Below are 22,196 nucleotides of genomic sequence, written 5' to 3' on the forward strand. Positions count from 1 at the left end.
GTAGAAACCACGACTTCGTTCTAATAGGCGGAGGCTCGATCGAGTTCGGCCGACTGATGACGCGTCAGGTGTACCCGTGCGGCGGCGAGCAACTCCGGAACCTGAGTCGCGCGACTCGCACTGACGACCGGTGCAGCGACTCCTGGCTTATTGAGAAGCCACGCCAACGCGATCGTCGCGACCGCGGTGTCATGTTCTTCGGCGATTTCATCCAAGGCGTTCAGCACTTTGAAGCCCTTACGCCGCAAATACTTGGCTGCGTCGTGCCCCCGCGGGTTGGAAGCAAGATCGGCGCGCTGCCGGTATTTACCGCTCAGGAAGCCACTGGCGAGTGCAAATCGAGGCATCATGCCTAAACCCTGGATTGCTGCGACATGGGCAAGCCCCGTCTCATACTCCTGACGGTGCAGCAGATTGTAGTGAGACTGAATTGCCACCATTGGGGCAACGCCCATTTGGCCACACGCGATGCGCGCCTGGATGAGGCGGTTCCCTGTGTGATCCGAGCCGCCAAAGTAGCGCACTTTACCTTCACCAATCAGCTCATCAACCGCCAAGAGTGTCTCGTCGAAATCCACACTTTCATCGTCGATGTGCAGATACAACAGGTCAATATGCGAGGTTCCGAGCCTGCTCAAGGATGCCGTGACTGAGCGCTTGATCGCTTCAGCATGCATGCCCGGATTTTCACGGCTCTTGCCAACCTTGGTGGCAACGACCATCGCATCGCGATTGCGACGCTCTCGCATCCACCGGCCGATCATCAATTCACTTCGACCGGCTGCATACGAGTCAGCGGTATCGATAAAGTTACCCTCGCCCTCGGCGAAGGTATCAAGGATTGAAGTGGCGGCAGCGTCGTCGGCCGTCCACCCAAAGACATTGCCGCTAAGGGCGAGCGGGAACACGCGAAGCGATGACGAACCGATAGCTCGAGTCACAAAGTGCGGCTGAGCATCTGCTCGCGCGCTTGTCGTACCCGGCAGTGATCGCGTCGGGTGTACCTGCGTCATGTGTGCCTCCCACAAGGCTTTTGGCAAGGATAAGTCGTGCCAGTCCCTAATTCGTGACGCGCGGAGGGATCGTTACTAGTCCGTGTCGAAAACAGTCATATCCGCTCGATTAGCCGGTAGCCGGTGTCGTTTCCGTTGCATCCTCGCAATAATGGCAGCAGCACAGTATTTCCCTTTGAGAGGACTGCCACCGTGAATGACCCGAACTGGAATCTTCCCGACGTACCCACGTTCACGCTCGAAAGCCCCGACTTCGAGGCTGATGGGAGGTTGCCGCAGTGGGCACGTTCCGGCATCGCGCACGCCGGAGGCGAGGACCGCTCCCCCACACTCCACTGGCACGGATTCCCTTCCGGCACCAAAAGCTTCGTCCTCACCGTATTCGACCCCGATGCGCCGACGGGTAGTGGCTGGTGGCATTGGGCCGTGTTCAACATCCCCGCGTCTATCGAGTCGTTGCCACAGAATGCGGGAAGTGCCGATGGCGAATCGATGCCTCACGGCGCGATCACCCTCCCGAACGAACTGCGGCTCGAGGCATTTCAGGGCGCGGCACCTCCTGCCGGCCATGGAGACCATCGCTACATTTTCACCCTGAGCGCTCTGAACACTGAGCTCCTAGAGATTCCGGTAGGAAGCACACCAGCGATGCTCGGTTTTGTTCTCCGCGATCACATCGTCGCTCGAGCCCAGTTGATAGGACTCTCAAGCACGGAGTAACGCGAAGGTAGCCAACTAGGCACCTTCCGCATTCGCTGCAGGGTGCGAAAGTCGGATATGCCCTGAGGTGCCCGCGTCAGTTCTCTTGGCGGAAATAGTGCGGTACGCGCTCATAGCCTCGGCTGCGCAACTTTGCAACGACCACGCTAACAATCACGACGACGGCAACCACACCGAGAGCCACCCAGAGATACCACGCGGTATCGAGCCACAGGAGCATGTCGCTCATGAAAGCATCGAGAGGTGTAGTGATTCGGGTCACAAGCACAGAGTATCGCCTCTACCGGGCAGGAGCGGTACCCAAACCTAGGGCAGACAGGGGTGACTACCCGCGGATTCCTAGGGAATTTGATCCCCAACAGCGGCATCAATTTCACGACTTCAGCCGCCAACGAAACGGCGCCCACCCTCAATGAGGATGGGCGCCGTTTACGTACGCGTTACTTGCGGGTCTTAGCTTTCCTCAGCAGGAGCCGCTGCTTCTGCGTCAGACTCATCGGTAACCGGTGCGAGCGAAAGCTTGCCACGGTCATCAATCTTGGTGATCTCAACCTGAATCTTCTGGCCGACTCCGAGCACGTCTTCGACGTTCTCGACACGCTTGCCACCGGCAAGCTTGCGAACCTCAGAGATGTGCAGCAGTCCGTCTTTACCAGGAGTAAGCGATACGAATGCACCGAAGGTAGCGATCTTGACGACCGTACCCAAGAAGCGCTCGCCAACCTCAGGGTTGAGCGGGTTCGCGATGGCGTTAACCGCCGCGCGTGCAGCCTCAGCAGAAGGACCATCAACAGCGCCGATGTAGACGGTTCCGTCATCCTCAATCGAGATGTCGGCTCCGGTGTCATCCTGGATCTGGTTGATGTTCTTGCCCTTAGGGCCAATCAGCTCACCGATCTTGTCGATCGGAATCTGAACCGAGATCACGCGAGGCGCCGTGGGGGCCATCTCATCGGGAGCATCGATTGCAGCGTTGATCACCGAAAGAATCGCCGTACGCGCTTCCTTAGCCTGCTTGAGTGCACCGTCGAGAACCGACGAAGGCAAACCAGCGAGCTTGGTGTCGAGCTGAATAGCGGTAACGAATTCGCTCGTACCGGCAACCTTGAAGTCCATGTCGCCGAGTGCGTCTTCAGCACCGAGGATGTCGGTGAGAGCTGCATAGCGAGTAACGCCGTCAACCTCATCCGAGATCAGACCCATGGCGATACCCGCAACCGGTGCGCGCAGCGGCACACCAGCGTTGAGCAGCGACAGAGTTGACGCACAGACGGAACCCATTGACGTTGAACCGTTGGAACCGAGAGCCTCGGAAACCTGGCGGATCGCGTAAGGGAATTCTTCGCGGGGCGGCAGTACGGGCACGAGGGCACGCTCTGCAAGGAACCCGTGACCGATTTCGCGACGCTTCGGGCTGCCAACTCGACCGGTTTCACCAGTCGAGTATGGCGGGAAGTTGTAGTGGTGCATGTAGCGCTTCTTGGTCACTGGGGCCAGTGAGTCAATCTGCTGCTCCATCTTGAGCATGTTCAACGTGGTGACACCCAAGATCTGAGTCTCGCCGCGCTGGAAGATTGCCGAACCGTGAACGCGAGGAATGACCTCGACCTCGGCGTCGAGCGCACGAATGTCGCTCAAGCCACGGCCGTCGATACGGATTCCCTCGGTGAGCACGCGGGCGCGCATGACCTTCTTGCTGACAGCCTTGTATGCGCCGCCAACCATCGCGAGAACGTCTTCGCCGAGTTCTTCAGCGTCAACCTTCGACTGAACCTCAGCCTTGACGCGAGCCTTGAGCTCGTCGTCTGCGGTCTGGCGCTCGATCTTGTCAGCGATCTTGTAGACATCGCGAAGCTCTGCCTCAGCGATTTCGCTGACCGCGTTGTACGCCTGGTCGGAGTACGGCGGGAAGAGCTTGAACTCGGCAACAGGCTTTGCGGCCTTGGTCGAAACCTCGAGCTGAGCCTTCACAAGCTGCTTGAGGAACGGCTTGGCTGCTTCGAGGCCCTGAGCAACAACGGCCTCATCTGGCTTGGTTGCGCCGGCCTTGATGAGCTCCCAGCTGTTCTCGGTCGCTTCTGCTTCAACCATCATGATGGCGATGTCTTCTTCACCCTGGTCGTTGGTGACCATGCGGCCAGCAACAGTGAGGTCGAAGACAGCGTCAGCAAGCTGGCTGTGCTTCGGGAAGGCAACCCACTGGTCACCGATCAATGCCAGGCGAATGCCGGCAATCGGGCCATAGAACGGAAGCCCCGAGATCTGGGTGCTGAGCGATGCAGCGTTGATCGAAAGAGCGTCGTAGAACTCGTCGGGAGCAATGCTCAGAACGGTGATGACGATCTGAACTTCGTTGCGGAGTCCCTCAACGAAGGTCGGACGCATCGGGCGGTCGATGAGACGGCAAACGAGAATCGCTTCCGTCGAGGGACGACCCTCGCGGCGGAAGAAGCTTCCGGGGATCTTGCCTGCTGCGTATGAACGCTCTTCAACATCCACAGTGAGTGGGAAGAAGTCGAAGCCTTCACGCGGGTGCTTGCCAGCGCTTGTCGCGCTCAAGATCATTGTTTCTTCGTCGAGGTACGCAGCGACGGCACCCTGTGCCTGCTGAGCGAGTCGACCGGTTTCGAAGCGCACGGTGCGCTTGCCGAACTTACCGTTATCGAGAACGGCTTCGGCGAATGTGATTTCTGGACCCTCCATGCGGGGGTTTCTCCTTTGTTTTACGTCGCGCACCCGTGTGGTGTGCGACTCGTCAAGGAGCAGGAGCGGGCAGAAGGACGCGATGGTTCATGCGCATGCCTAGAGTGGCGGCGCATGTCTGGTCAACAGTAGAAAGCCTCCGAACGACTCGGAAAATTACCACCGGTGACCAGCTTCTTGCCAGCCTGCTCCGTACGTTGCCCTACAACTACGTGGACAACTCCCACAATCGTATCATTAGGCACCTTCCGACCCCTGAAATCAGCGGTATCGACACGCGCAGCCGCCCCGTCGTTTACTCTTGGGGGTATGGAACCCACAGAAGAAACACCCTCTGCGAGCGAAGAGAACAAGCGCAGGTTCCGCGAGGCGCTTGATCGCAAGCAGGGCAAAGAAACATCGCGCCCCGGCCACTTGGATGCCGAATCGGCTATCCACGGCACGCAAGACCGCGCAGATCACAAGCGCGACTTCCGCCGCAAAACGGGATAAGCAAGCGAAACGACCGCTGCCGCCCGGCGACACCGCGTGGATTACACCCCGCGGAGTTCGCCGAGCAGCGCGGCTAGTCATTGCAGCGCAACCAACTAGTGCAGCACTGCTCGCTACTACTGGGCGCCGAAACTGCCCACCGGGCTGAAGCCCTCAGGCAACGCGAAAGGATCGACCGCCTGGTCAGATCGATCAGATACCGCGGCGAGCGCCGCCAACTCCCCTGCTGCACGAGCAATTCGCCCCGGGAGAGTGCTGGCTGCGCTGTCTCCCCCGCTTCCCCAATCGGCGGATGCCGCATACACCCCGGTAGGCACCGCCACGGCGTGCAGGTAGCTGAATAGCGGTCGCATCGCATAGTCAATCGCAAGCGAGTGGCGATCGGTTCCGCCGGTCGCGCCGAGCAGCACTGGCAGGTCCGTGAGCGATTGCGGATCGAGTATGTCGATGAATGACTTGAAGAGTCCGCTATAGCTCGTGGTGAAGATGGGCGTGACGGCGATGAGTCCGTCTGCGCCCGTGACAGCGGCGATGGCCGCGTCGAGCTTGGCACTCGGGAAGCCCGTGAGCAGGTTGTTCGTCACATCGTGCGCGAGGTCGCGCAATTCGATCACCGTCACGTCTGCTTCGATGCCGCGTTCCCGCAGATCACTGACGGTTGCCTCGGTGAGCCGGTCGGCGAGCAGTCGGGTTGATGAAGGCTGACTGAGGCCAGCGGCGATGACGGCAATCTTCTTGACGTCAGACATGGTGTGCTTCTTTCTCAGTGCGTAATAGTGCGGGTGGTTGCGCGGCGGGTGTCATGACTAGACGGTTGCGGGGGCGCCGGCTGCGGAGGCAGCGAGCGCCGCATCCCGCTTGGCAACGAGCGAGGCGTGGGTCGGGGCATCCGGAACTTCGGCGGGGCGGTTGGTCGCGAACTCTTTGCGGAGTACGGGCACGACCTCTTCACCGAGAATGTCGAGCTGCTCGAGAACGGTCTTGAGCGGTAGGCCGGCGTGGTCCATGAGGAAGAGCTGACGTTGGTAGTCACCGAAGTGTTCGCGCATTCCGGCGTACTTGTCGATGACCTCCTGGGGGCTGCCGACAGCGAGAGGCGTCTGTTCGGTGAAGTCTTCCATCGACGGTCCGTGGCCGTACACGGGAGCGTTGTCGAAGTATGGACGAAACTCTGCCTTCGCCGACTGTGAGCTGCTGCGCATGAACGCCTGACCACCGAGTCCCACAATGGCCTGCGCTGCACTGCCATGGCCGTAGTGCTCGAAGCGCTGACGGTAGTAGCTCACCAGGCGCATGTAGTGCTCTTTGGGCCAGAAGATGTTGTTCGCGAAGAAACCGTCTCCATAGAACGCGGCCTGCTCAGCAATCTCAGGACTGCGAATCGAGCCGTGCCAGACGAAGGGAGGTACGCCATCCAGCGGACGTGGGGTTGATTGGAAGCCCTGCAGCGGTGTGCGGTACTTGCCCTCCCAGTTCACGAACTCTTCACGCCACAGTTTGTGCAGCAGCGAATAGTTTTCGATAGCGAGTGGGATGCCCTCACGAATGTCTTTGCCGAACCACGGGTAGACCGGGCCAGTGTTTCCGCGGCCCATCATGAGGTCGGCGCGACCATCGGAGAGGTGCTGAAGCATGGCGTAGTCTTCCGCGATCTTCACGGGATCGTTCGTCGTGATGAGCGTCGTGCTCGTCGACAGTATGAGCTTCTCGGTCTGAGCCGCGATGTACGCGAGTGTCGTTGTCGGGCTTGAGGAGACGAACGGCGGGTTGTGGTGCTCCCCCAGGGCGAAGACGTCGAGCCCGACTTCTTCCGCTTTCTTTGCGATCGTGACGATGTTCTTGATGCGCTCGCCTTCGGTGGGCGTGCGGCCGTTTGTCGGGTCAGTCGTGACGTCGCTAACGGTGAAAATTCCGAACTGCATGGTGTGCTCCGGTCTCCCAAAATCTGGCTGGATGAATCAGTTATCCGGTTCAACCACGCTGTTTCCCGATAATTCCGGCCGGGTACCGCCAAATGGCGGTTAAGGAACGCTGAACGTGGAATGACTGGCGGTACTGTCGTGGCGCCCGCAGGCTCTAGCGTGGAGATAGGCCGTCACACTGGCGTGACGCAGACCAATGGAGGTCTCATGACTACGAACAATGTTCATCCCGCTCCCCCGTTCGACGCCGAGCTGGCCGCAGTTCTCGGCGTTGTCAACGAACAACTCCCGCCAACAGTCACTCCGGAGATGATTGACCTCCTGCGCGCGGGATTCGTCACCGATGTGCCTGCGCTGCTTGACGGTCGCTCGATCAGTCATCGCGAGCAAACAATTCCTGGACCCGATGGTGACCTCATCGTCTCGATCTTCGCGCGCGACGATCACAGTGCGCCCGGTCCGGGGATTTTCCACACCCATGGCGGCGGCATGATCATTGGGGACCGCTTCACCGGCATGGAAACAATGCTGTCGTGGATCAACGAGCTGGATGCTGTAGTCGTCTCTGTCGAGTACCGGCTGGCCCCCGAGCATCCTGACCCTGCACCGGTTGAGGACTGCTATGCGGGCCTCGTGTGGACGGCAGCCAACGCCGCTGAACTCGGCATCGATCCCGCCAAGTTGATTATCTCCGGCGGAAGCGCCGGTGGCGGCCTTGCGGCAGGCACCGCTCTACTGGCGCGAGACCGCGGTGGACCGCACCTTGCCGCTCAGGTGCTGATTTATCCCATGATTGATGACCGCAACGAAACCGTCTCTAGCCATCAAATTGATGGAACCGGGGTGTGGGATCGCGGCAGCAACGACACCGGGTGGGATGCATTGCTTGGTGATCGCCGCAAGACCGATCAGGTCTCGATCTACGCTGCCCCAGCGCGCGCTACGGATCTCAGCAATCTGCCTCCCACGTTCATCGATGTGGGGACATCGGAGGTATTCCGCGATGAGGATGTCGCTTATGCGTCGACTATCTGGGCATCCGGCGGAAACTGTGAGCTTCACGTCTGGCCAGGTGGCTTCCACGGCTACGACTCGATGGCCCCCTTCGCCGCGCTGTCCGTCGCCACTCAGGACGCTCGACTCAACTGGCTTCGCCGCACGCTTGGCGTGTAACAAGCCGGCAGGCTGCACCGCCAGCGGTACCGCTGAGGTTCGAGCCCTGACTGCGACTGTCTGTTCAGGGGCGGCCGCAATAGAGTAGGGCTCGAACCACAGAGGGCGGAACGAGAATGCAAGAACTAGCCGGACGCTTGAAAGCGCTCGACCCCGAAGCCAGCGAAACTCTGCGGGTGATCTCGTACTTCGATGCGCTCACCGCAGGCCACGCGAGTGCTGAAGTGCTTTTGCGCGGAGCCAGTATGCTCGCCGGATGCCCCGCCGGGATCACCTCGCCAGCCCTCGGCCTTCGCGTTGATGAACGAGGGCGCCGCAGTGCCGATTCACGAGCGCCGGAGTCGTGGCCAGCTCGCGCCGTTACCGGTGGAGGCACTGTCTGGCTCGAGCGAGACGGAAATGCTCACGCGAACGACGACATGATCCTTGAGCGCGTCGCGCTCGCCCTCGGCATCCTGTTCGAACGCACCGGCCCTACCGAGTCGGTTCATAATCCCGTCGAACCCCTTCTCGACCCTGCCGAAACCATCGAGCACCGGCAAGCCGCAGCCCAGACTCTCCATTTGGTCTCCACAACCCGCTATCGCGTTATCGCTCAGCCGGCGAGCACAACCAACGCCGCGGCCGGACCGTCCGCCGTCATCTCTACCGTGGCGGGTGCTGTGCGCGCCGAAATCGTATTGAGCACGGATGCCGTGGTCGCCCCGCGTGCTGGCATCGGCATCGCTGCTTCCCCCGCTGACCTTGTGCGCTCTTGGCTATCGGCGCTCACGGCGCTGCGGTTGACTTCCGACCATGAGCCCGTACTTCATGGCGACGATCTTGGTTCGTTGTTGTTGCTCGCCGAGATCAGTCCCGCCGGAGCTCCGGAAAATTGCGATCTGCAGTCGCTTGGCGTCGTGATTCGTGAGACGCCGCGCATCCTTCCGATGCTTGACACTCTCGCCGCAAGCGACAGCCTCCGTGCAGCCGCGACTACCCTCGGATTTCATCACTCAACCGTGCAGTCGCGTGCGGAAGAACTCAGCGCCAAGCTCGGTTTCGACGTGCGCACGTCGCGCGGTCGCACCCGGCTCTCCGTTGCTCTGGCGCTTCACCGGCTCGAGACCACTCACTTCGACTAATCGGAGTTCGGGCGCTAGCCGACAGGGAAGAGCAGCGGCGTTCGCTACGCCTCGGTTGAGAGCTGACCGCGCACGATGGAGTCGCCGGAGTGAGCCGGGTTTCCGTCGAACTGTTCCTCAGAGATATCGACGAGGTCGTAGCTCGAAATGTCGAGGCCGTCGGGAACAGTGAACTGGCCTGACGTGCCTTCAACGATTCCGAGGCTGACGAGAGCCGTGGCATCCGTCGTAATCAGCCAGACTTCGCGATAGCCACCGTCGGTCGCGGGAGCATCGAAGTTGACGTCAATGACGCGCGTGCCATCGGGCAGCTGCTCAAGCTTGGCTTCACCAGTGGAATCTGGCCACGCCGGGAACGCGTCGAGAGTTGCGCTCGCGAGGATGGTCGGCTGTTCGGCGGGGCTGAAAGTTGACCACAACGCGGTACCGGCGCTCGCGACAAGGGCTACAGCGGCCGCGGCGGCAACGATGCCAACCCACGGGCGACGTCGGCGCTCGGCGAGCGAGTGCACGGTTGCGCCTGCGGCCGAGACATCATGAGAGGCGGGAGCATCGGCAACGCCATCGGCAGCATCCGGAGTTGCGCTGGGTGCGATCGAAGCATCAACGGTGTCATGGCTGCGTGCCGCACGCGTGCTAGCAAGGTCGTCACTAGAGCGTGTGTCATTCGAGACATCGTCGAGCGTGTCGACGGCAGCCAACACGGCTTCAACTCCCGCGGCGGGCGGTGCCAACGACAGCTCGTCGCTGATGCGATCCCAGACGCGCGAGGGCGCTTCGAGGAGTTCACCCGCATCGAAAGTGGAGCGGCCGATCATTGCAGCACGCGAGAGGATTTCGATCTCGCGGCGGCACTGGTCACATCCGCTAACGTGCACACTGTCTTCGGGGAGGGCAACTTGCTCACCCAGGGCGAGCAGCGCAAGGACCTCAGGATCAACGTGTCGCATAGGTCGCCTCCAATCGTGTTCGCATCCGTTGCAGACTGCGCCGGATATGGCTCTTGACCGTGCCTAAAGGTAGTTCGAGACGGTCAGCTATTTGGTTGTGGGTGAGATCGTCGAAAAATGCTAATCGCATGATTGCTTGAGCATCTGGCTCGAGGCGAGAGATCTCGTCGGCAACCATCAGGGTGTCGGCCAAGTCGAAGTCTTCCACGACGGCCTCTCCCCTCGATGTCGTTGACGCGAGTTCTTCGTGAAGCCGGCGGATCCGAGCGCGAGCTTCGTGCGTGTCGGCGATCTTGTTCTTGGTGATTCCGACGAGCCAAGCCGACAGGCTCGATCTCTCAGGCCTGAAACTTGAGCGTCCGGTCCAGGCTGAGACGAAGACTTTTTGAGTGACGTCTTCTGCATCGCCGCGATCGCCGAGCGAGCGAACCGCCAGAGTGAAGACGAGCGATGACCACCGCTTGTACACCTCCGCGAGCGCCGCTTCGTCGCCCGCGATGAACGCCTGCGTCATGCGGGCTTCGTCTGCGGCTTCGTCGTCGGTCATAGCTCTCCGGTTGAAGGTGTTCATAGCGGGTTTGCGATCGCTATGACGTTGTCAGAATAGTTCAAGACGTTCTGATCGAACTGTCCCCCACACGTGATGAGCACAATTCGTGGTGCTCCATCGCGGTCGAAGACCTGGTCGAGGGGCAGTTGTTTCTTCTCGATGTTCTGCACGGATTCGAGAACGTAGCGGTGACCGACGCCGTCATCTGTTGTCACGATGATTTCGGCATCCGCGGGCATCTCTTTGAGACTCGCGAAGGGGCCAAGGCCCTGTTCGAAGTCGTCGACATGGGCGGTGATCACGGTCGAACCGGTGTCGCTGGCGGGTGAGGGACCGTAGCGGTACCAGCCGGCGACCCGAATATTTTCGGGGATCTGCATGAGGCCGTCATCCTCGACTCCGACCGGCGTGATCTGGATATCGATGGAGACAGAAGGAATTTGGATGCGAACCGGGGCAGCAAGCTGCTCTACCGGCGCAAGTGCACTCGACTGGCGGGGCACATCGATTTCTGCCGTGGGCAGTGGCGCCGGCGCCGGGGCGATGGATTCTGCAGGGACTGCAGCACAGCCAGCAAGGAGAAGCGCCATGACCGCGAGGGCTAGTGTTCTCGGGGCCATGACGTTCTCCTTGCTGGGGTGTGTGTGCTGGTCGTACTGGTCGTGCTGTGGATGTTGTGCTGTGACTACTTCGCTGCGCGTGCGGCGGAGAGTCGGGTTGCGGCGAATCCTGCGAGAGCAAGGAGCGCTGCGAGGCCACCGAGACCGGCGACGAGGATGCCGTTGTTGTTGTCAGCGGCGAGTCCTGCGGTTCCGGCGTCTACTCCACCGGGGTTCGAGTGGAGGCCGTCAATGGTCTGCACTGCGAGGGTGAGGTTGTCGTCTGCTGCGCTGCCCCAGGCGTACACGATCGTGTTGACACCTTCGGCAATATCAACGTCGGCCGGGCCAATGACGGGGTCAGTGGTTCCGGTGAGTGCAACGGCGGCGGAGATCGTTCCGACTGCGAGGTCAGTCTTCACTTCGTCGGGGTTGCTCAGGTTCTCGAAAGCAGCGGCACCGTTGGCGAGCACGTCAACGGCGGGGGCTGCAGCCGTGTGGCGAACGGTCAGTCGGCCTTCACCCGCAGCAACAGTGCTGAGGTCGTTGGTGAAGAGGCTGGCCGTGGGGTCACCCGATTCATCGAGATGAGCCACCGCAGTGTAGCTAGTGTTGGCTTCGAGCGTGAGGTCGATCGGGCCAATGGCGGGCGACGAGTCGTCGGCTGCATCCGAGGCGGTGATGGCGACCGTGTAGGTGTCGGCCGGAAGGTCGAGAGGGCCTGCGAGGTCGCCGGGCTCGAAGTCGTCGAGGGTGAGTTCGCCGTTGACGTACACGTCTACGGTGAGTCCCGGCACTGCGTGCAGAACGTACAGGTCAGCGGTGGTGTCCGAGATGGCGTTGGCGGGGATGGCGACTCCTACGGCGGCAATCGCTCCGGCTGCTACACCGGCAAAAATTTTGTTTCGCACTGTTCTTGTCCTCTCATGGTCGGGCGTAAATCGCCTTACATGGAGTACTTCCGGCTGAACCCCTGTTTTGGATGCAGCAATCTCAAAAAACTTTAAAGTTTCTTTTCTGGGGCGGCCGGCACGGCACTCTCAGGGGCGGAAGTCGGGCCCGCCGGCGTCGCTGTGGCGCCCGCTTTTCGGCGCCAGCCGAGCCACGCCATGATGATCGCTCCGACGATGAGCGCCCAGAACGCGGAGCCGATTCCGATCACGGTGATGCCCGACGCGGCAACGAGGAAGGTGGCGATGGCCGCGATGCGGTGCTCGGGAGCATCCAGAGCAGTGCGCACCGAGGCAATGAGAGCACCGATGACCGCAAGCCCCGCGATCGCCACAACCACGATGGGAGGCGCCACCGAAACGAGGGCGGTGGCGAAACCAGCACCCAGACCGATCACGACGTAAGTAGTGCCCGCCGCCACGGACGCGATCCAGCGGCGCTTGGGGTCATCGTGTGCTTCTTCGCTCGCGGTGAGTGCTGCCGTTATAGCGGCAAGGTTGAGCGCGTGACCGCCAAAGAACGCACTCACGGCAGACGCGGCACCGGTGACAGTGAGAGCGGGGCCGGCGGGAACCGCGTAGCCGTAGGTGCGCATCACGGTGAAGCCCGGCACGTTCTGCCCTGCCATCGTGACGATGAACAGCGGGATGCCGAGGCTGACGATCAGAATCGGGTCAAAGACTGGCACAACGGTCGTGAGCTGTGGCACGACGGCGGCATCGCCGAACAGGTTGCCGTCGGTCGTCAGCGCGATTGCGACAATTGCCGCGACGAGCGCTCCCGGCACTGCCCACCGCGGGGCAACCTTCAACAGAATCAACCATGCCACGACCATCGGCAAGCCAAGCCAGGGGTACTCCACCGACGCGGTGATGGGCGCAAGACAGATCGGGAACAGGATGCCCGCGAGCATCGCACTCGCGATCGGTTGCGGAATCCGAGTGATGAGCCGCCCGAGCGCGGGAACGAGGCCACACACCATAATGAGCACACCGCACACGATGAAGGCACCAACCGCAGCCTGAAACTCGACGTCGCCCTGCGCCGCAACGATCAGCAGAGCGGCACCGGGAGTCGACCACGCGACCGTAATCGGCATCCGGTAGCGCCACGCCAGACCAATCGTGACGAGCCCCATCGTTACCGTCAGAATCAACAGGCCAGACGCTGCCTGGTCGTCACTTGCTCCGACCGCGTGCAACCCAGCGACCACGAGGGTGAACGATGATGCGAAGCCCGCGATACCGGCGATGACGCCGGTAGAAAAGAGCTGGAAAATGGCGGATGCCTCTCTAGAGCGTGAGCACAATCTTGCCGCGGGAGTGGCCTTCGAGAAGCTTGGCGTAGGCCTCAGAGACCTGCTCGAGCGGGAACACCGAGTCGATTGGAACCTCAACGGTTCCGGCGGCCACGAGGGCCGCAAGCGACGCGAGGTCAGCCGGGGTTGCCCCCGCCGCACCGACACCCGAGGTGCCGTACTCCGAGACCGCCGCATAGTCAGCGATCGTGTTGATGCGGTCGGCCGGGGCACCCAGCGCTAGCGCAGCATCCACTGTTTCGCGGCCGTTATTGTCGAGAGCAGCCGTGACGCCTTCGGGGCTGATCTCAAGAATGCGCTCGACCATGCCCTCGCCATAGGTGACGGGGTGGATGCCGAGCGAACGTAAGAACTCGTGATTCGATTCGCTGGCGGAGCCAATCACTTTCGCACCCTTGAGCCTGGCGAGCTGAGCGGCGATGACGCCGACGCCACCCGCCGCAGCGCTCACAAGTACAGTGTCGGCCGGCGTGAGAGCGACCGCTTCGACGCTCGCCCAGGCCGTACGACCGGCGATATCGAGGCCGCCCGCCTGTTCCCAACTCAAATCAGCCGGCTTGCGAACGAGCTTGGCCGCGGGAACAACAACGAAATCTGCCTGACCGCTGAACCCCTTGCCACCGAGCACTTCGTCGCCAACAGCCCACTCTTCGACTCCCGCGCCAACTTCGTCGACGACACCGGCAAAGTCATTGCCGTTACCACTCGGAAATTCCACGCTCTGGGGATTAGCCGTAGCCGCTCCTCTAAAAACCTTCGCGTCGAAGGGATTGATGCCGGCGCACTTCACGCGCACCCGCACCTCGCCCTCACCGGTGTGAGGTTCGGTAACTTCGGAAATCGTGAGCACTTCAGGCCCACCGAGCTGAGAGTAAGTAACACGACGCGACATGCTCCGAGCCTAACCGGTGCGTCGCAGTTGCACACCGGGGCAATCGAACTGGGAGAATAGGCAACGTAAGGCACGCATTGACAACTCTGGTTAGGACCGTAATGAGCTCGTCTGACAGCACCACTTCCCGCCCCGTCTCGGCTGAGGATCTTCTCCCCGGGCTATTGCGCGTTCACCGCGGACAACTCATGGCGGTCGCCGTGATCGGGCTTGTGCTCGGAGTCATCGGGCTGCTGTTCCCCGGAGCGACCTTGCTCACCATCGCGGTGCTCTTTGGTATCTACCTCATCGCGTCGGGCATGTACCGCGTGACTGCTGCGTTCGTCGCAAACAACCTTGACTCCCCGATGCGCTGGACCACCGGTCTGCTCGGACTCCTCATCGTGATCGCCGGCATCCTGTGCCTCGCCAACCCGTTCCAGACGCTCATCGCGCTCGCTCTCGTCATCGGAATCGGCTGGATTCTCGAAGGAGTCGTCGACCTCGTCGGTGGAGTGCGCGGCACCATCCACCCGCGCTGGTTCGGCTGGGTCAGCGGCATCGTCTCGATGGCCGCCGGTGTTGCGATGTTCGTGCTCCCCGCAGCTGGTGTCTTCTCGCTCGTCGCCATCGGGGCGATCCTGATGATTGCCGTGAGCCTCACCACCTTGCTCACGCTGCCGCGCAAGCCCAAGATCGATGCAGAAAACGCCACAGCCACAACCGTCTAGCTGGCAAACAACAAAGGCCGTCATCGCATTGCGATGACGGCCTTTGGCAAGTGTGACGAGTCGACTAGCGGCGCAGTCCCAGCTTCTCAATCAGCGTACGGTAACGCGTGATGTCAACGTTCTGAAGGTAACCCAACAGACGACGACGCTGACCAACAAGAAGAAGCAGTCCACGACGTGAGTGGTGGTCGTGCTTGTGCATCTTGAGGTGTTCCGTGAGGTCGAGGATGCGACGAGTCATCATCGCGATCTGGACCTCGGGGGATCCCGTGTCACCTGGGTGGGTTGCGTACTCTTCGATGATCGCCTTCTTGATGCTAGCTTCAAGAGCCATAAGGTGATCCCCTTTCTAGTCGTTGCGCGGTGCCCATAGCTGAATGCGTGAGCTCTCTTTATCCGCGGCCGTTAGACGGCAACCTTGAAAGTTTAGCAGAGTAATGGCCGCGTCAGAGCTGTTGCCAGAATCAGTCGCGACCTATCAGACGAACCAGCCAACAACGCTGGGACCAACCGCTGCCACGGCAACCGCCGCCGCCGAAATCGCAAAGATCGCCCCGGTCACCACAAAGAGACAGTTTCGTTGTTTGGCGGCATCCACTTCGGTTCGAAGTCGTTCGAACCGCGCAGTGAGGCGCACACTGTCATTACGAGCAGCCGGACGAATTCGCCACACCTCACTCCGTTCAGCAACGGCGACAAGCTCAGCGACCTCCGCCGCCGAGTACACGGCAGGCTCGTGAATGAGCCAGTTGACGACGTCACCAAGGTGGAGCACAGGAACCGGTGCGCGGAGACGGCCACTCATCATTCCTGCGGCACCAAGAAGCGCTACTAACGGTTGCACCGAGGTGGAGCCTAGCCCCTCGCGTTCGAAAACCTGAGTCAGACGAATCGCACCGGCCAAGGCATCGCGGACATACGGGACACGGTGACCGTTCACCGCGATCATCCGGCCGACGGTCACAATTCGCGCCTGATGCTGCCTCCTGCTCAGCACGAGAAATACCCCAGCGGGGCCCAACACAAGATGATCAGCGGTCTCCGGCTGAACGACGCTGAACTGCTGGCCAACGCTGTCTGGATCATCGCCACTTGTTGCGCTCGCTACAGTCCACTCCGGGCCGAGGGCAGACAAGGCAATCGCGGTCTCTAGCTCGTTGAGGGCATGGGGATAGAACTCGTTTGCCGCTCGAGAAAGCGGATTTGCTCCGAAGAATGTCGCGCGCTCGCTCAGCGGATCGCTCGCTGCTTGCGCCCGGAGACACGCCGTCATGGCTGCGCCGAACTCGACGCGGGATTCATCAATGTCTGCAGAGACACGGTGGATGCTCTCTGCACGTTCGACACTGTTCATCTGGATCCCCCGAACCTTCGTGACAGAGAATATCTCGATCTGGCAGTTCGCCAAACTCGACGCCCGCTGGCAGACGAGCCGATTAGGGTAGTGAAGTGAACGTTTCCCCACTACTCGATCTGCTGCTCGTCGTGCTGCTGCTCGGGTACGTGATCTACGGCCTCGCCATAGGGCTTACGCGAAGCGTGTTCGTCATTGCTGGTATCGCAGCCGGAGTAATTGCCGCGGTGCTGCTTGCCCCGACACTAGCTAGCGCTGTTCCGTCGCCTCAGGTTCGCGTCGTCGTCACCATGCTCGCCGCAATCGCACTAATTGCTATTGGCCACGCAATCGGAGCCGCGATCGCACGCGCGCTGCGTGACGAACTCGCAACGAGCAAACTGCGAGGAATCGATCGAGCTGCCGGCGGCCTAGCGATTGGCGTTTTGGCGGCACTAGTCGTATCGACAGTCAGCTTCAGCGCGGCGCAACTAGGGTCTCCGCTGCTCTCACGTTCCATCGCTGGCTCCTCAGTTATCCGCACAATTCAAGAGGTGACCCCCGACGTAGTCGAAGAAAGAATCGCCCAGCTACGCACCGTATTGGCTGATCAGGCTGTGCCGCTATTCACCTCGGGACTCACGGTTGCCGACTCGACGGTCCCCGCCATAGATACAGAGAGCCCAGCGCTCGCCGCTGCCGCCGAGTCAGTTGTACGCATTACGGGCAATGCCTACGCATGTGGTCAATCCCACACAGGTACGGGATTCATTGTCTCTGAGGAACGAGTCGTTACCAACGCTCACGTCGTAGCAGGTACTGAGCGCCCCGTCATCGAAGCCCTCAACGGTCAGGTACTCAGCGGCACCATCGTCTATTTCGATGCCGAGGATGACCTCGCCGTAATCGCAGTGCCTGGACTCTCGCCCGATCCCCTACGACTCGGCATTACTGCCCGCCCCGGCACGAATACCGCGATTGAGGGCTACCCGCACGGCGGACCAATCAGCGTCGAGGCCGCACTAGTACAACATGTCAGCACCGCCAATAGCCCAAACATCTATGGCTCAGGAAGTTCTCCTCGCGAGGTGTACACCCTTGCCGGACAAGTCAATCCGGGCAATTCCGGTGGCCCATTGCTCACCCTTGACGGCGACGTCGTCGGTGCTGTCTTCGCCCGCAGCGCTGACCAAGCGAACGTCGGATACGCGATGACTCTTACCGAGCTTCAACCGGTTGCGGATCAAGCACCGACGCTGACAAGCGCAGTCTCAAGCGGGGCATGCATTCCCGGCTAGTAGCCCTGCCTCGCTGCCGTTCACGTAGCACCCGCGCTAGTGGTCGGTCAGTCGTCGCGATCGGAACTGTCGGATGACTCCGAGTCTCGCTCAAACGTTAAACTTTCCCGCGAACCAGGCGCACCGGGGCACACATCGACAGTTGAGCCGTCCACCTCGGAAAAGGCAAACCACGACCAGTCGTCACCGAGCTTCTTTCCGATGCTGCGGGTCACTGTAAAGCGAACAGCCGTACCATCGACTTCCGCCTCGTCGAGGTCCAATTTTTCCCGCTTGTCGCCGTCGAGCTCGATGGAGGTAACGCTGTCAATCTCTCCATCGACGAGCTCGACGGAGAACTCATAGGCGCGTTCAGCATCCGCCCGTTCCGCAACGATTCCCAGTCGTGACGCGCCAGAAGGTAGCGCGGACGCCACAGTGAACTGCACGCTTAGCTCGCCTTTGTCAGCTTGAGAGATCAACACCTCATCCAGATCGAGAGACTTAGTCTCCTCGGTGAAATCCACGCAGCGTGCGCCCGTGGATTCCCTCGTCGGAGCGATTGGCGATGCCTCTAATGGCGATTCACCATCTCCAGCGTTCACCGACGGCGTCGTGCTCGGATCAGGCTGCTGCGAGGTATTACCTGCAGTCGTCGCCGTTGCGAGAGTAATTACCACGGTCACCACCACGGAGAGTACTAACAACGCGAGAACAGCGACCACTACGGGAACGACAGCAACGTGGCGGTGCACGGGCTCTAGCGGGGGTTCAGATGTCACCCGGACACGCTAGCAGCCTCCCGCGAATGCTCCTGGCTGCGGAGAAAACCCGCAACAATCAGCCGCCGACCGGCAGAGTACAGAAGCATGATCACCGCATCCGAGTTCCACTACTTCCCTGTCGGCGCAAATAACGACCAAGCCAACGACGTGTCTGACGCCAAAACACACCAAGACCAATCAAAAAGCAGGCATGAGGAGAAATTTAGTGAGGTGAGCTAGGTAGTCGGCTCCGATCGCCAAACTCACCACGTGCACGAAAGACACAGCGAGGTACGGGATGAACCATCGCGCAGCAGGCATTGCACCAGCTTAGGACGCAGGCGAAACGGTCAGGTATAACCGACCCGGCGCTACCGGACGAAGAGAGACGCCAGTATCGAGACGAGAATCCACACCGAAAGAAAAGTGAGGATCAACGCTGCAACGATCCACAAGAAGCGTCTCAATGCCGCGGCGCGCACCTCATGATGGATACGCACGAACGCGCGCGTAAGGTTTCGTGCCTTGCGGGCGCTTTGCTGAGGTTGCGGCCACGTACTATTCGCCTCGGCGACACCAGAAATCTTCGCGACATCCTCACCGTGAAGCGTCTGGGGAGAGGCTAGTAACCACTGCTCAAGTTGCATCGAAGTAAACACATGAACGTCGTCGGGAGAATTCAAGGTCAAAACTCTCGTTGGTTCAACGAGCACAAGCACTGGGATGACCACGATCTGTTCGTTCAGGGCGCTACTCAGCGATGCCGCCACGATTCTTGCCGCAACTCGAGCAGCCACTATGCCGTCACTCGTATCCCTGGCCACAATCAACTCATCGCCATTCACCGCGACCTCATCGCCTTGGCAATTAACGACGACACAGGCGAAAACACCGGCACGCCCCACGACAAAATGATCGAGAGTGGCAGCGCCAAGCGGAACACCGTGAAGGACATCCCAACTGTCACCGAGCCGATCAAGGATCGACCCCACCAGCAGTTCGCCGACCGCACCACGGTAGTGCGCTTTACTTTCCCCGCTAAGAGGTGACGCACCAAGAAAGCGCGCCAGCCACGCTCTCGGCGCCCGAAGCGATTGCGCCTCGACTACTGCGGCCATGGCTGATTGACCAGCGATCCGGCCGCGAAGATCATTATTCTGCGGCAAGCAGACCTCCAGCTCTTACATGCATCAAAATGCATGGAGAAATACGTTGGGCCGGAGGCTCCCCCGCCTCCGGCCCGACTCGTGGCGATAACTCGCTCCCGAGTGAAGTTTCCTCCCCCCGAGGAATGACTTCTAGATACATAATGCCCAACCTGAGAATTTCATGAAACCCCCACTAATGGGCATACCCGAGTGGGGGTAAACAGCCCAGGGCACCTTACTGCGGAGCAGGAATACCCGTTGGAAGGCCCTCAGAAGCGACGATACTGAGGCGTTGGGTTGGTCGCGTCATCGCCACGTACAGTGCTGCAGCGCCGCGGGCAATCTCGTCCACGATACGTTGTGGTTCCACGACGACGACTGAATCGAACTCCAAACCTTTTGACTCCCTTGGCGTCAATACGGCGATTGGCTTATTGAGGCCGGCAGCCCCCTCGCCAACCTCGCCGAGGTACTCGCTGGAGAGCGCAGCAATAATGTCAGCGGTGAGAGATTCGCTCGCAATGACCGCCAAGGTTCCCTCGGCCGAGATCTCTCGATCTACACGCACCGCGTCGACAACAGCGGTTGCGCGACTCTCCTGAGAAACAGTGGTGACCGCCACAGGCCAGGGGCTCTCGCGAACCGCCCGCGACGGCGTGATCGATACCTCGTGCGCCAGTGCTACGGCCTCGGCAACAGCCACGATCTGAGACGGAGTTCGGTAGTTAACCGTGAGCTCTTCGAGTCTCCACGAGCTGCCGACGTGGGCTGCAAGCGCCGTATCCCACCGCGTTGTCGCCGCGGCGGCGCTCGCCTGCGCCACATCGCCAACGATCGTGAATGATTTGAGTGGGTTGCGACGGGCCAAAAGCCTCCATTGCATGGGAGACAATTCCTGCGCCTCATCTACGACAATGTGCCCATAAGCCCACGATCGATCCGCGGCAGCGATGTCGGCAGTCGAGGCTCGGTCTACGGTTACCTCGAAGCCGTCGGCGAGAGTCTCGGCATCGATCATCCCTTCCACCCCCATGTTCTCGATGGCGGCCGCCGCGTTCTCGAGGTCGCGCTTGCGCTGTTGAGACTGTTCGTATTCCGCCGCGGTGTGGGCGACGTCTACTTCGCCAAGCCACTCGGCTGCTTCATCCAGTAGCGCAACATCGCTGACAGTGAACGCGACATCTCTCTCACGCAGCAGGAGGTGTCTGTCTTCGGGCGTCCAGCGTGGTGTCAACGTGCTCAGCCATGCGGGGCGAGCGTAGAGATCGTTGAGTAGTTTCTGGGGCGACAGCGGCATCCACGCCGTATTGAGCGCGACTTTGACATCGTGGGCGGTGCGTACGTCTTCTCGCAACCATTTCTGATCCGAATCATCAATCGTGTTGCCATGAGAGCGGAGCTGGTCGGCGAGCATGCTACTCAGGGCCGCAATCGCCGCCTTATTGAACGAAACCCGCGCAAGGTTGTGCGGTTTGTGGGAATCCCACGCTTTCTGCATGGCGCGACGAATCAACTCGGCAGGAACATCAAGAATCTCGCCATTGATCTCCATACGCTGCGTTTCAGTCGGCACCACTTGACGTGACCGCACCGCGCGCCGAATAAGCGCTGCCATCTCAAGAGAACCTTTAAGACTCGCTACCGCGTCGACGTCTTCATGCCGAGCATCAACGCCGGGGAACAGCTGCCCCAAACTCGCGAGCACAACGCCGGTCTCGCCAAGCGATGGCAGCACCGCTTCGATATAGCGCAAGAAGGAGCGCGAAGGGCCGACGATCAGCACTCCGGATGTCGAGAGCCGTTCACGGTGCGAGTACAGCAGGTAGGCAGCGCGATGCAGCGCGACCGCTGTTTTGCCGGTTCCTGGCCCACCTTGGACAACGAGTGCGCCGCTCAGCTCGGAGCGGATAATGGCGTCCTGCTCGGCTTGAATCGTGGCGACGATGTCCCCCATACGCCCGGTGCGCTCAGCAGTGAGGCTTGCCATGAGCGCTGCCTCTCCCTGAAGCGATACCGCATCGCTTTCGAGGATCTCTGTGTCGAATATTTCGTCGTCGATTCGCACAATGTCGCGCCCTCTGCTCTGCAGATGGCGCCGCGCACGCGCGCCGAGCGGAGTCGCGGCCGTGGCCTGATAGAACGCTCGCGCTTGCGGAACGCGCCAATCGAGCAGTAGCGGCAACTGGTTCTCGTCGCGGAGGCCGATCCTGCCGATATACCGCAAAATGCGGCCGTTTTCATCTTCCTCCGGCTCCAACTCGAGTCGGCCGAACGCTAAACGTTCATCGATCTCACGCAGCTGGCCCACGCGGTCTTCATAAATGCGCGCAAAGGCGTCGCGCTCAGAACGGTTCTGGTGTGTTCCCCCGGGTGCGCTTCTGCGCACCGCCTCAAGTTGTTGCTGCGCCGCATCTCGAAGCGAATCAAGGCGGCGATAAAGCGTGTGGACGTAGTCCCGCTCGCGTGCAAGCTCACTCGATGACATCCGGGTCCTCTCAAAATTGCGACCTTCAATTGTACGCCGCTTGTCAGGACCGATTCACCGATTAACACTTGC

23 protein-coding genes are annotated in these 22,196 nt (G+C 60.8%); 6 read left to right on the top strand and 17 right to left on the bottom strand.

From position 1 onward, the window contains the following. Positions 1-20: 20 nt before the first annotated feature. Positions 21-1,013 (bottom strand): aldo/keto reductase, encoded by a 993-nt coding sequence (locus FFT87_RS11235; protein WP_219948801.1) that lies wholly within the window; start codon positions 1,011-1,013, stop codon positions 21-23. 192 nt (positions 1,014-1,205) lie between these two features. Here FFT87_RS11235 and FFT87_RS11240 point away from each other — a divergent pair, with 192 nt between their 5' ends. Continuing rightward, positions 1,206-1,733: a YbhB/YbcL family Raf kinase inhibitor-like protein gene (locus tag FFT87_RS11240; RefSeq protein ID WP_219948802.1), complete on the top strand. Its 528-nt coding sequence runs from the start codon at positions 1,206-1,208 to the stop codon at positions 1,731-1,733. Between the two features lie 76 nt (positions 1,734-1,809). Here FFT87_RS11240 and FFT87_RS11245 read toward each other — a convergent pair whose 3' ends face one another. Then, entirely contained in the window at positions 1,810-1,995 is a 186-nt protein-coding gene (locus FFT87_RS11245) for a hypothetical protein (RefSeq protein ID WP_219948803.1), read from the bottom strand. A 191-nt stretch (positions 1,996-2,186) separates the two neighbouring features. Then, the gene (locus FFT87_RS11250; protein WP_219948804.1) at positions 2,187-4,436 is read right to left on the bottom strand and encodes a polyribonucleotide nucleotidyltransferase; all 2,250 of its coding nucleotides are present in this window, start codon (positions 4,434-4,436) and stop codon (positions 2,187-2,189) included. A 309-nt stretch (positions 4,437-4,745) separates the two neighbouring features. Between FFT87_RS11250 and FFT87_RS11255 the strand changes: the two genes are divergently transcribed. Next, on the top strand, positions 4,746-4,928 hold the full coding sequence (locus tag FFT87_RS11255; protein WP_010205171.1) for a DUF5302 domain-containing protein: 183 nt from the start codon (positions 4,746-4,748) through the stop codon (positions 4,926-4,928). A 116-nt stretch (positions 4,929-5,044) separates the two neighbouring features. On the opposite strand, the gene FFT87_RS11260 is transcribed toward FFT87_RS11255, so the two are convergent. Both FFT87_RS11260 and FFT87_RS11265 read right to left on the bottom strand, forming a co-directional pair. Continuing rightward, a complete protein-coding gene (locus tag FFT87_RS11260) occupies positions 5,045-5,677 on the bottom strand; it encodes an FMN reductase (RefSeq protein WP_219948805.1) in 633 nt (210 codons plus the stop codon). Between the two features lie 57 nt (positions 5,678-5,734). Continuing rightward, the gene (locus tag FFT87_RS11265; protein WP_219948806.1) at positions 5,735-6,850 is read right to left on the bottom strand and encodes an LLM class flavin-dependent oxidoreductase; all 1,116 of its coding nucleotides are present in this window, start codon (positions 6,848-6,850) and stop codon (positions 5,735-5,737) included. A 207-nt stretch (positions 6,851-7,057) separates the two neighbouring features. Here FFT87_RS11265 and FFT87_RS11270 point away from each other — a divergent pair, with 207 nt between their 5' ends. Beyond that, positions 7,058-8,023, top strand: a complete 966-nt coding sequence (locus FFT87_RS11270; RefSeq protein WP_219948807.1) for an alpha/beta hydrolase — start codon at positions 7,058-7,060, stop codon at positions 8,021-8,023. Positions 8,024-8,139: 116 nt separating this feature from the next. Continuing rightward, complete coding sequence (locus FFT87_RS11275; protein ID WP_219948808.1) at positions 8,140-9,147, top strand: helix-turn-helix domain-containing protein; 1,008 nt, start codon at positions 8,140-8,142, stop codon at positions 9,145-9,147. 44 nt (positions 9,148-9,191) lie between these two features. On the opposite strand, the gene FFT87_RS11280 is transcribed toward FFT87_RS11275, so the two are convergent. From FFT87_RS11280 to FFT87_RS14615, 6 genes are all read right to left on the bottom strand, one after another. After that, on the bottom strand, positions 9,192-10,097 hold the full coding sequence (locus FFT87_RS11280; protein ID WP_219948809.1) for an anti-sigma factor: 906 nt from the start codon (positions 10,095-10,097) through the stop codon (positions 9,192-9,194). Further along, on the bottom strand, positions 10,084-10,644 hold the full coding sequence (locus FFT87_RS11285) for an RNA polymerase sigma factor (RefSeq protein WP_219948810.1): 561 nt from the start codon (positions 10,642-10,644) through the stop codon (positions 10,084-10,086). Before FFT87_RS11285 ends, FFT87_RS11280 begins: the two co-directional genes overlap by 14 nt. A 20-nt stretch (positions 10,645-10,664) precedes the next feature. Continuing rightward, positions 10,665-11,267, bottom strand: a complete 603-nt coding sequence (locus FFT87_RS11290; RefSeq protein ID WP_219948811.1) for a class F sortase — start codon at positions 11,265-11,267, stop codon at positions 10,665-10,667. 65 nt (positions 11,268-11,332) lie between these two features. Then, the gene (locus FFT87_RS11295; RefSeq protein ID WP_219948812.1) at positions 11,333-12,157 is read right to left on the bottom strand and encodes a DUF4397 domain-containing protein; all 825 of its coding nucleotides are present in this window, start codon (positions 12,155-12,157) and stop codon (positions 11,333-11,335) included. Positions 12,158-12,249: 92 nt separating this feature from the next. Further along, on the bottom strand, positions 12,250-13,506 hold the full coding sequence (locus FFT87_RS11300; protein ID WP_255559901.1) for a benzoate/H(+) symporter BenE family transporter: 1,257 nt from the start codon (positions 13,504-13,506) through the stop codon (positions 12,250-12,252). Continuing rightward, complete coding sequence (locus FFT87_RS14615; protein WP_255559902.1) at positions 13,490-14,407, bottom strand: NADP-dependent oxidoreductase; 918 nt, start codon at positions 14,405-14,407, stop codon at positions 13,490-13,492. Before FFT87_RS14615 ends, FFT87_RS11300 begins: the two co-directional genes overlap by 17 nt. A 101-nt stretch (positions 14,408-14,508) precedes the next feature. Between FFT87_RS14615 and FFT87_RS11305 the strand changes: the two genes are divergently transcribed. After that, positions 14,509-15,117 carry an HdeD family acid-resistance protein gene (locus tag FFT87_RS11305; protein ID WP_219948814.1) on the top strand — a complete coding sequence of 203 codons (609 nt, stop codon included), beginning with the start codon at positions 14,509-14,511 and terminating at the stop codon, positions 15,115-15,117. A 64-nt stretch (positions 15,118-15,181) separates the two neighbouring features. Here the strand turns inward: FFT87_RS11305 and rpsO are convergent, their stop codons facing one another. Next, the gene (rpsO, locus tag FFT87_RS11310; RefSeq protein ID WP_009771894.1) at positions 15,182-15,451 is read right to left on the bottom strand and encodes a 30S ribosomal protein S15; all 270 of its coding nucleotides are present in this window, start codon (positions 15,449-15,451) and stop codon (positions 15,182-15,184) included. 144 nt (positions 15,452-15,595) lie between these two features. Then, positions 15,596-16,471: a hypothetical protein gene (locus FFT87_RS11315; protein ID WP_219948815.1), complete on the bottom strand. Its 876-nt coding sequence runs from the start codon at positions 16,469-16,471 to the stop codon at positions 15,596-15,598. 95 nt (positions 16,472-16,566) lie between these two features. Between FFT87_RS11315 and FFT87_RS11320 the strand changes: the two genes are divergently transcribed. Next, positions 16,567-17,748 carry a MarP family serine protease gene (locus FFT87_RS11320; RefSeq protein WP_219948816.1) on the top strand — a complete coding sequence of 394 codons (1,182 nt, stop codon included), beginning with the start codon at positions 16,567-16,569 and terminating at the stop codon, positions 17,746-17,748. A 47-nt stretch (positions 17,749-17,795) separates the two neighbouring features. On the opposite strand, the gene FFT87_RS11325 is transcribed toward FFT87_RS11320, so the two are convergent. From FFT87_RS11325 to FFT87_RS11335, 4 genes are all read right to left on the bottom strand, one after another. Then, on the bottom strand, positions 17,796-18,509 hold the full coding sequence (locus tag FFT87_RS11325) for a hypothetical protein (RefSeq protein ID WP_219948817.1): 714 nt from the start codon (positions 18,507-18,509) through the stop codon (positions 17,796-17,798). A 180-nt stretch (positions 18,510-18,689) separates the two neighbouring features. Beyond that, positions 18,690-18,812 carry a hypothetical protein gene (locus FFT87_RS14620; protein WP_255559904.1) on the bottom strand — a complete coding sequence of 41 codons (123 nt, stop codon included), beginning with the start codon at positions 18,810-18,812 and terminating at the stop codon, positions 18,690-18,692. A 50-nt stretch (positions 18,813-18,862) separates the two neighbouring features. Beyond that, the gene (locus FFT87_RS11330; RefSeq protein ID WP_255559906.1) at positions 18,863-19,657 is read right to left on the bottom strand and encodes a nuclease-related domain-containing protein; all 795 of its coding nucleotides are present in this window, start codon (positions 19,655-19,657) and stop codon (positions 18,863-18,865) included. Positions 19,658-19,874: 217 nt separating this feature from the next. After that, positions 19,875-22,124, bottom strand: a complete 2,250-nt coding sequence (locus tag FFT87_RS11335) for a UvrD-helicase domain-containing protein (protein ID WP_219948818.1) — start codon at positions 22,122-22,124, stop codon at positions 19,875-19,877. Between the last annotated feature and the right edge of the window lie 72 nt (positions 22,125-22,196).

The sequence above is a fragment of the Salinibacterium sp. M195 genome (assembly GCF_019443965.1).
In the GTDB taxonomy this organism is placed as follows: domain Bacteria; phylum Actinomycetota; class Actinomycetes; order Actinomycetales; family Microbacteriaceae; genus Rhodoglobus.

Excerpts from the sequence above, each read along its gene's own strand:
- FFT87_RS11275 (WP_219948808.1), top strand. The coding sequence starts at position 8,140 with ATGCAAGAACTAGCCGGACGCTTGAAAGCGCTCGACCCCGAAGCCAGC.
- rpsO (WP_009771894.1), bottom strand. The coding sequence starts at position 15,451 with ATGGCTCTTGAAGCTAGCATCAAGAAGGCGATCATCGAAGAGTACGCA.
- FFT87_RS14620 (WP_255559904.1), bottom strand. The coding sequence starts at position 18,812 with ATGCCTGCTGCGCGATGGTTCATCCCGTACCTCGCTGTGTCTTTCGTG.
- FFT87_RS11285 (WP_219948810.1), bottom strand. The coding sequence starts at position 10,644 with ATGACCGACGACGAAGCCGCAGACGAAGCCCGCATGACGCAGGCGTTC.
- FFT87_RS11260 (WP_219948805.1), bottom strand. The coding sequence starts at position 5,677 with ATGTCTGACGTCAAGAAGATTGCCGTCATCGCCGCTGGCCTCAGTCAG.
- FFT87_RS11270 (WP_219948807.1), top strand. The coding sequence starts at position 7,058 with ATGACTACGAACAATGTTCATCCCGCTCCCCCGTTCGACGCCGAGCTG.
- FFT87_RS11305 (WP_219948814.1), top strand. The coding sequence starts at position 14,509 with ATGAGCTCGTCTGACAGCACCACTTCCCGCCCCGTCTCGGCTGAGGAT.
- FFT87_RS11235 (WP_219948801.1), bottom strand. The coding sequence starts at position 1,013 with ATGACGCAGGTACACCCGACGCGATCACTGCCGGGTACGACAAGCGCG.
- FFT87_RS11250 (WP_219948804.1), bottom strand. The coding sequence starts at position 4,436 with ATGGAGGGTCCAGAAATCACATTCGCCGAAGCCGTTCTCGATAACGGT.
- FFT87_RS11315 (WP_219948815.1), bottom strand. The coding sequence starts at position 16,471 with ATGAACAGTGTCGAACGTGCAGAGAGCATCCACCGTGTCTCTGCAGAC.
- FFT87_RS11280 (WP_219948809.1), bottom strand. The coding sequence starts at position 10,097 with ATGCGACACGTTGATCCTGAGGTCCTTGCGCTGCTCGCCCTGGGTGAG.
- FFT87_RS11290 (WP_219948811.1), bottom strand. The coding sequence starts at position 11,267 with ATGGCCCCGAGAACACTAGCCCTCGCGGTCATGGCGCTTCTCCTTGCT.
- FFT87_RS11265 (WP_219948806.1), bottom strand. The coding sequence starts at position 6,850 with ATGCAGTTCGGAATTTTCACCGTTAGCGACGTCACGACTGACCCGACA.
- FFT87_RS11335 (WP_219948818.1), bottom strand. The coding sequence starts at position 22,124 with ATGTCATCGAGTGAGCTTGCACGCGAGCGGGACTACGTCCACACGCTT.
- FFT87_RS11255 (WP_010205171.1), top strand. The coding sequence starts at position 4,746 with ATGGAACCCACAGAAGAAACACCCTCTGCGAGCGAAGAGAACAAGCGC.
- FFT87_RS14615 (WP_255559902.1), bottom strand. The coding sequence starts at position 14,407 with ATGTCGCGTCGTGTTACTTACTCTCAGCTCGGTGGGCCTGAAGTGCTC.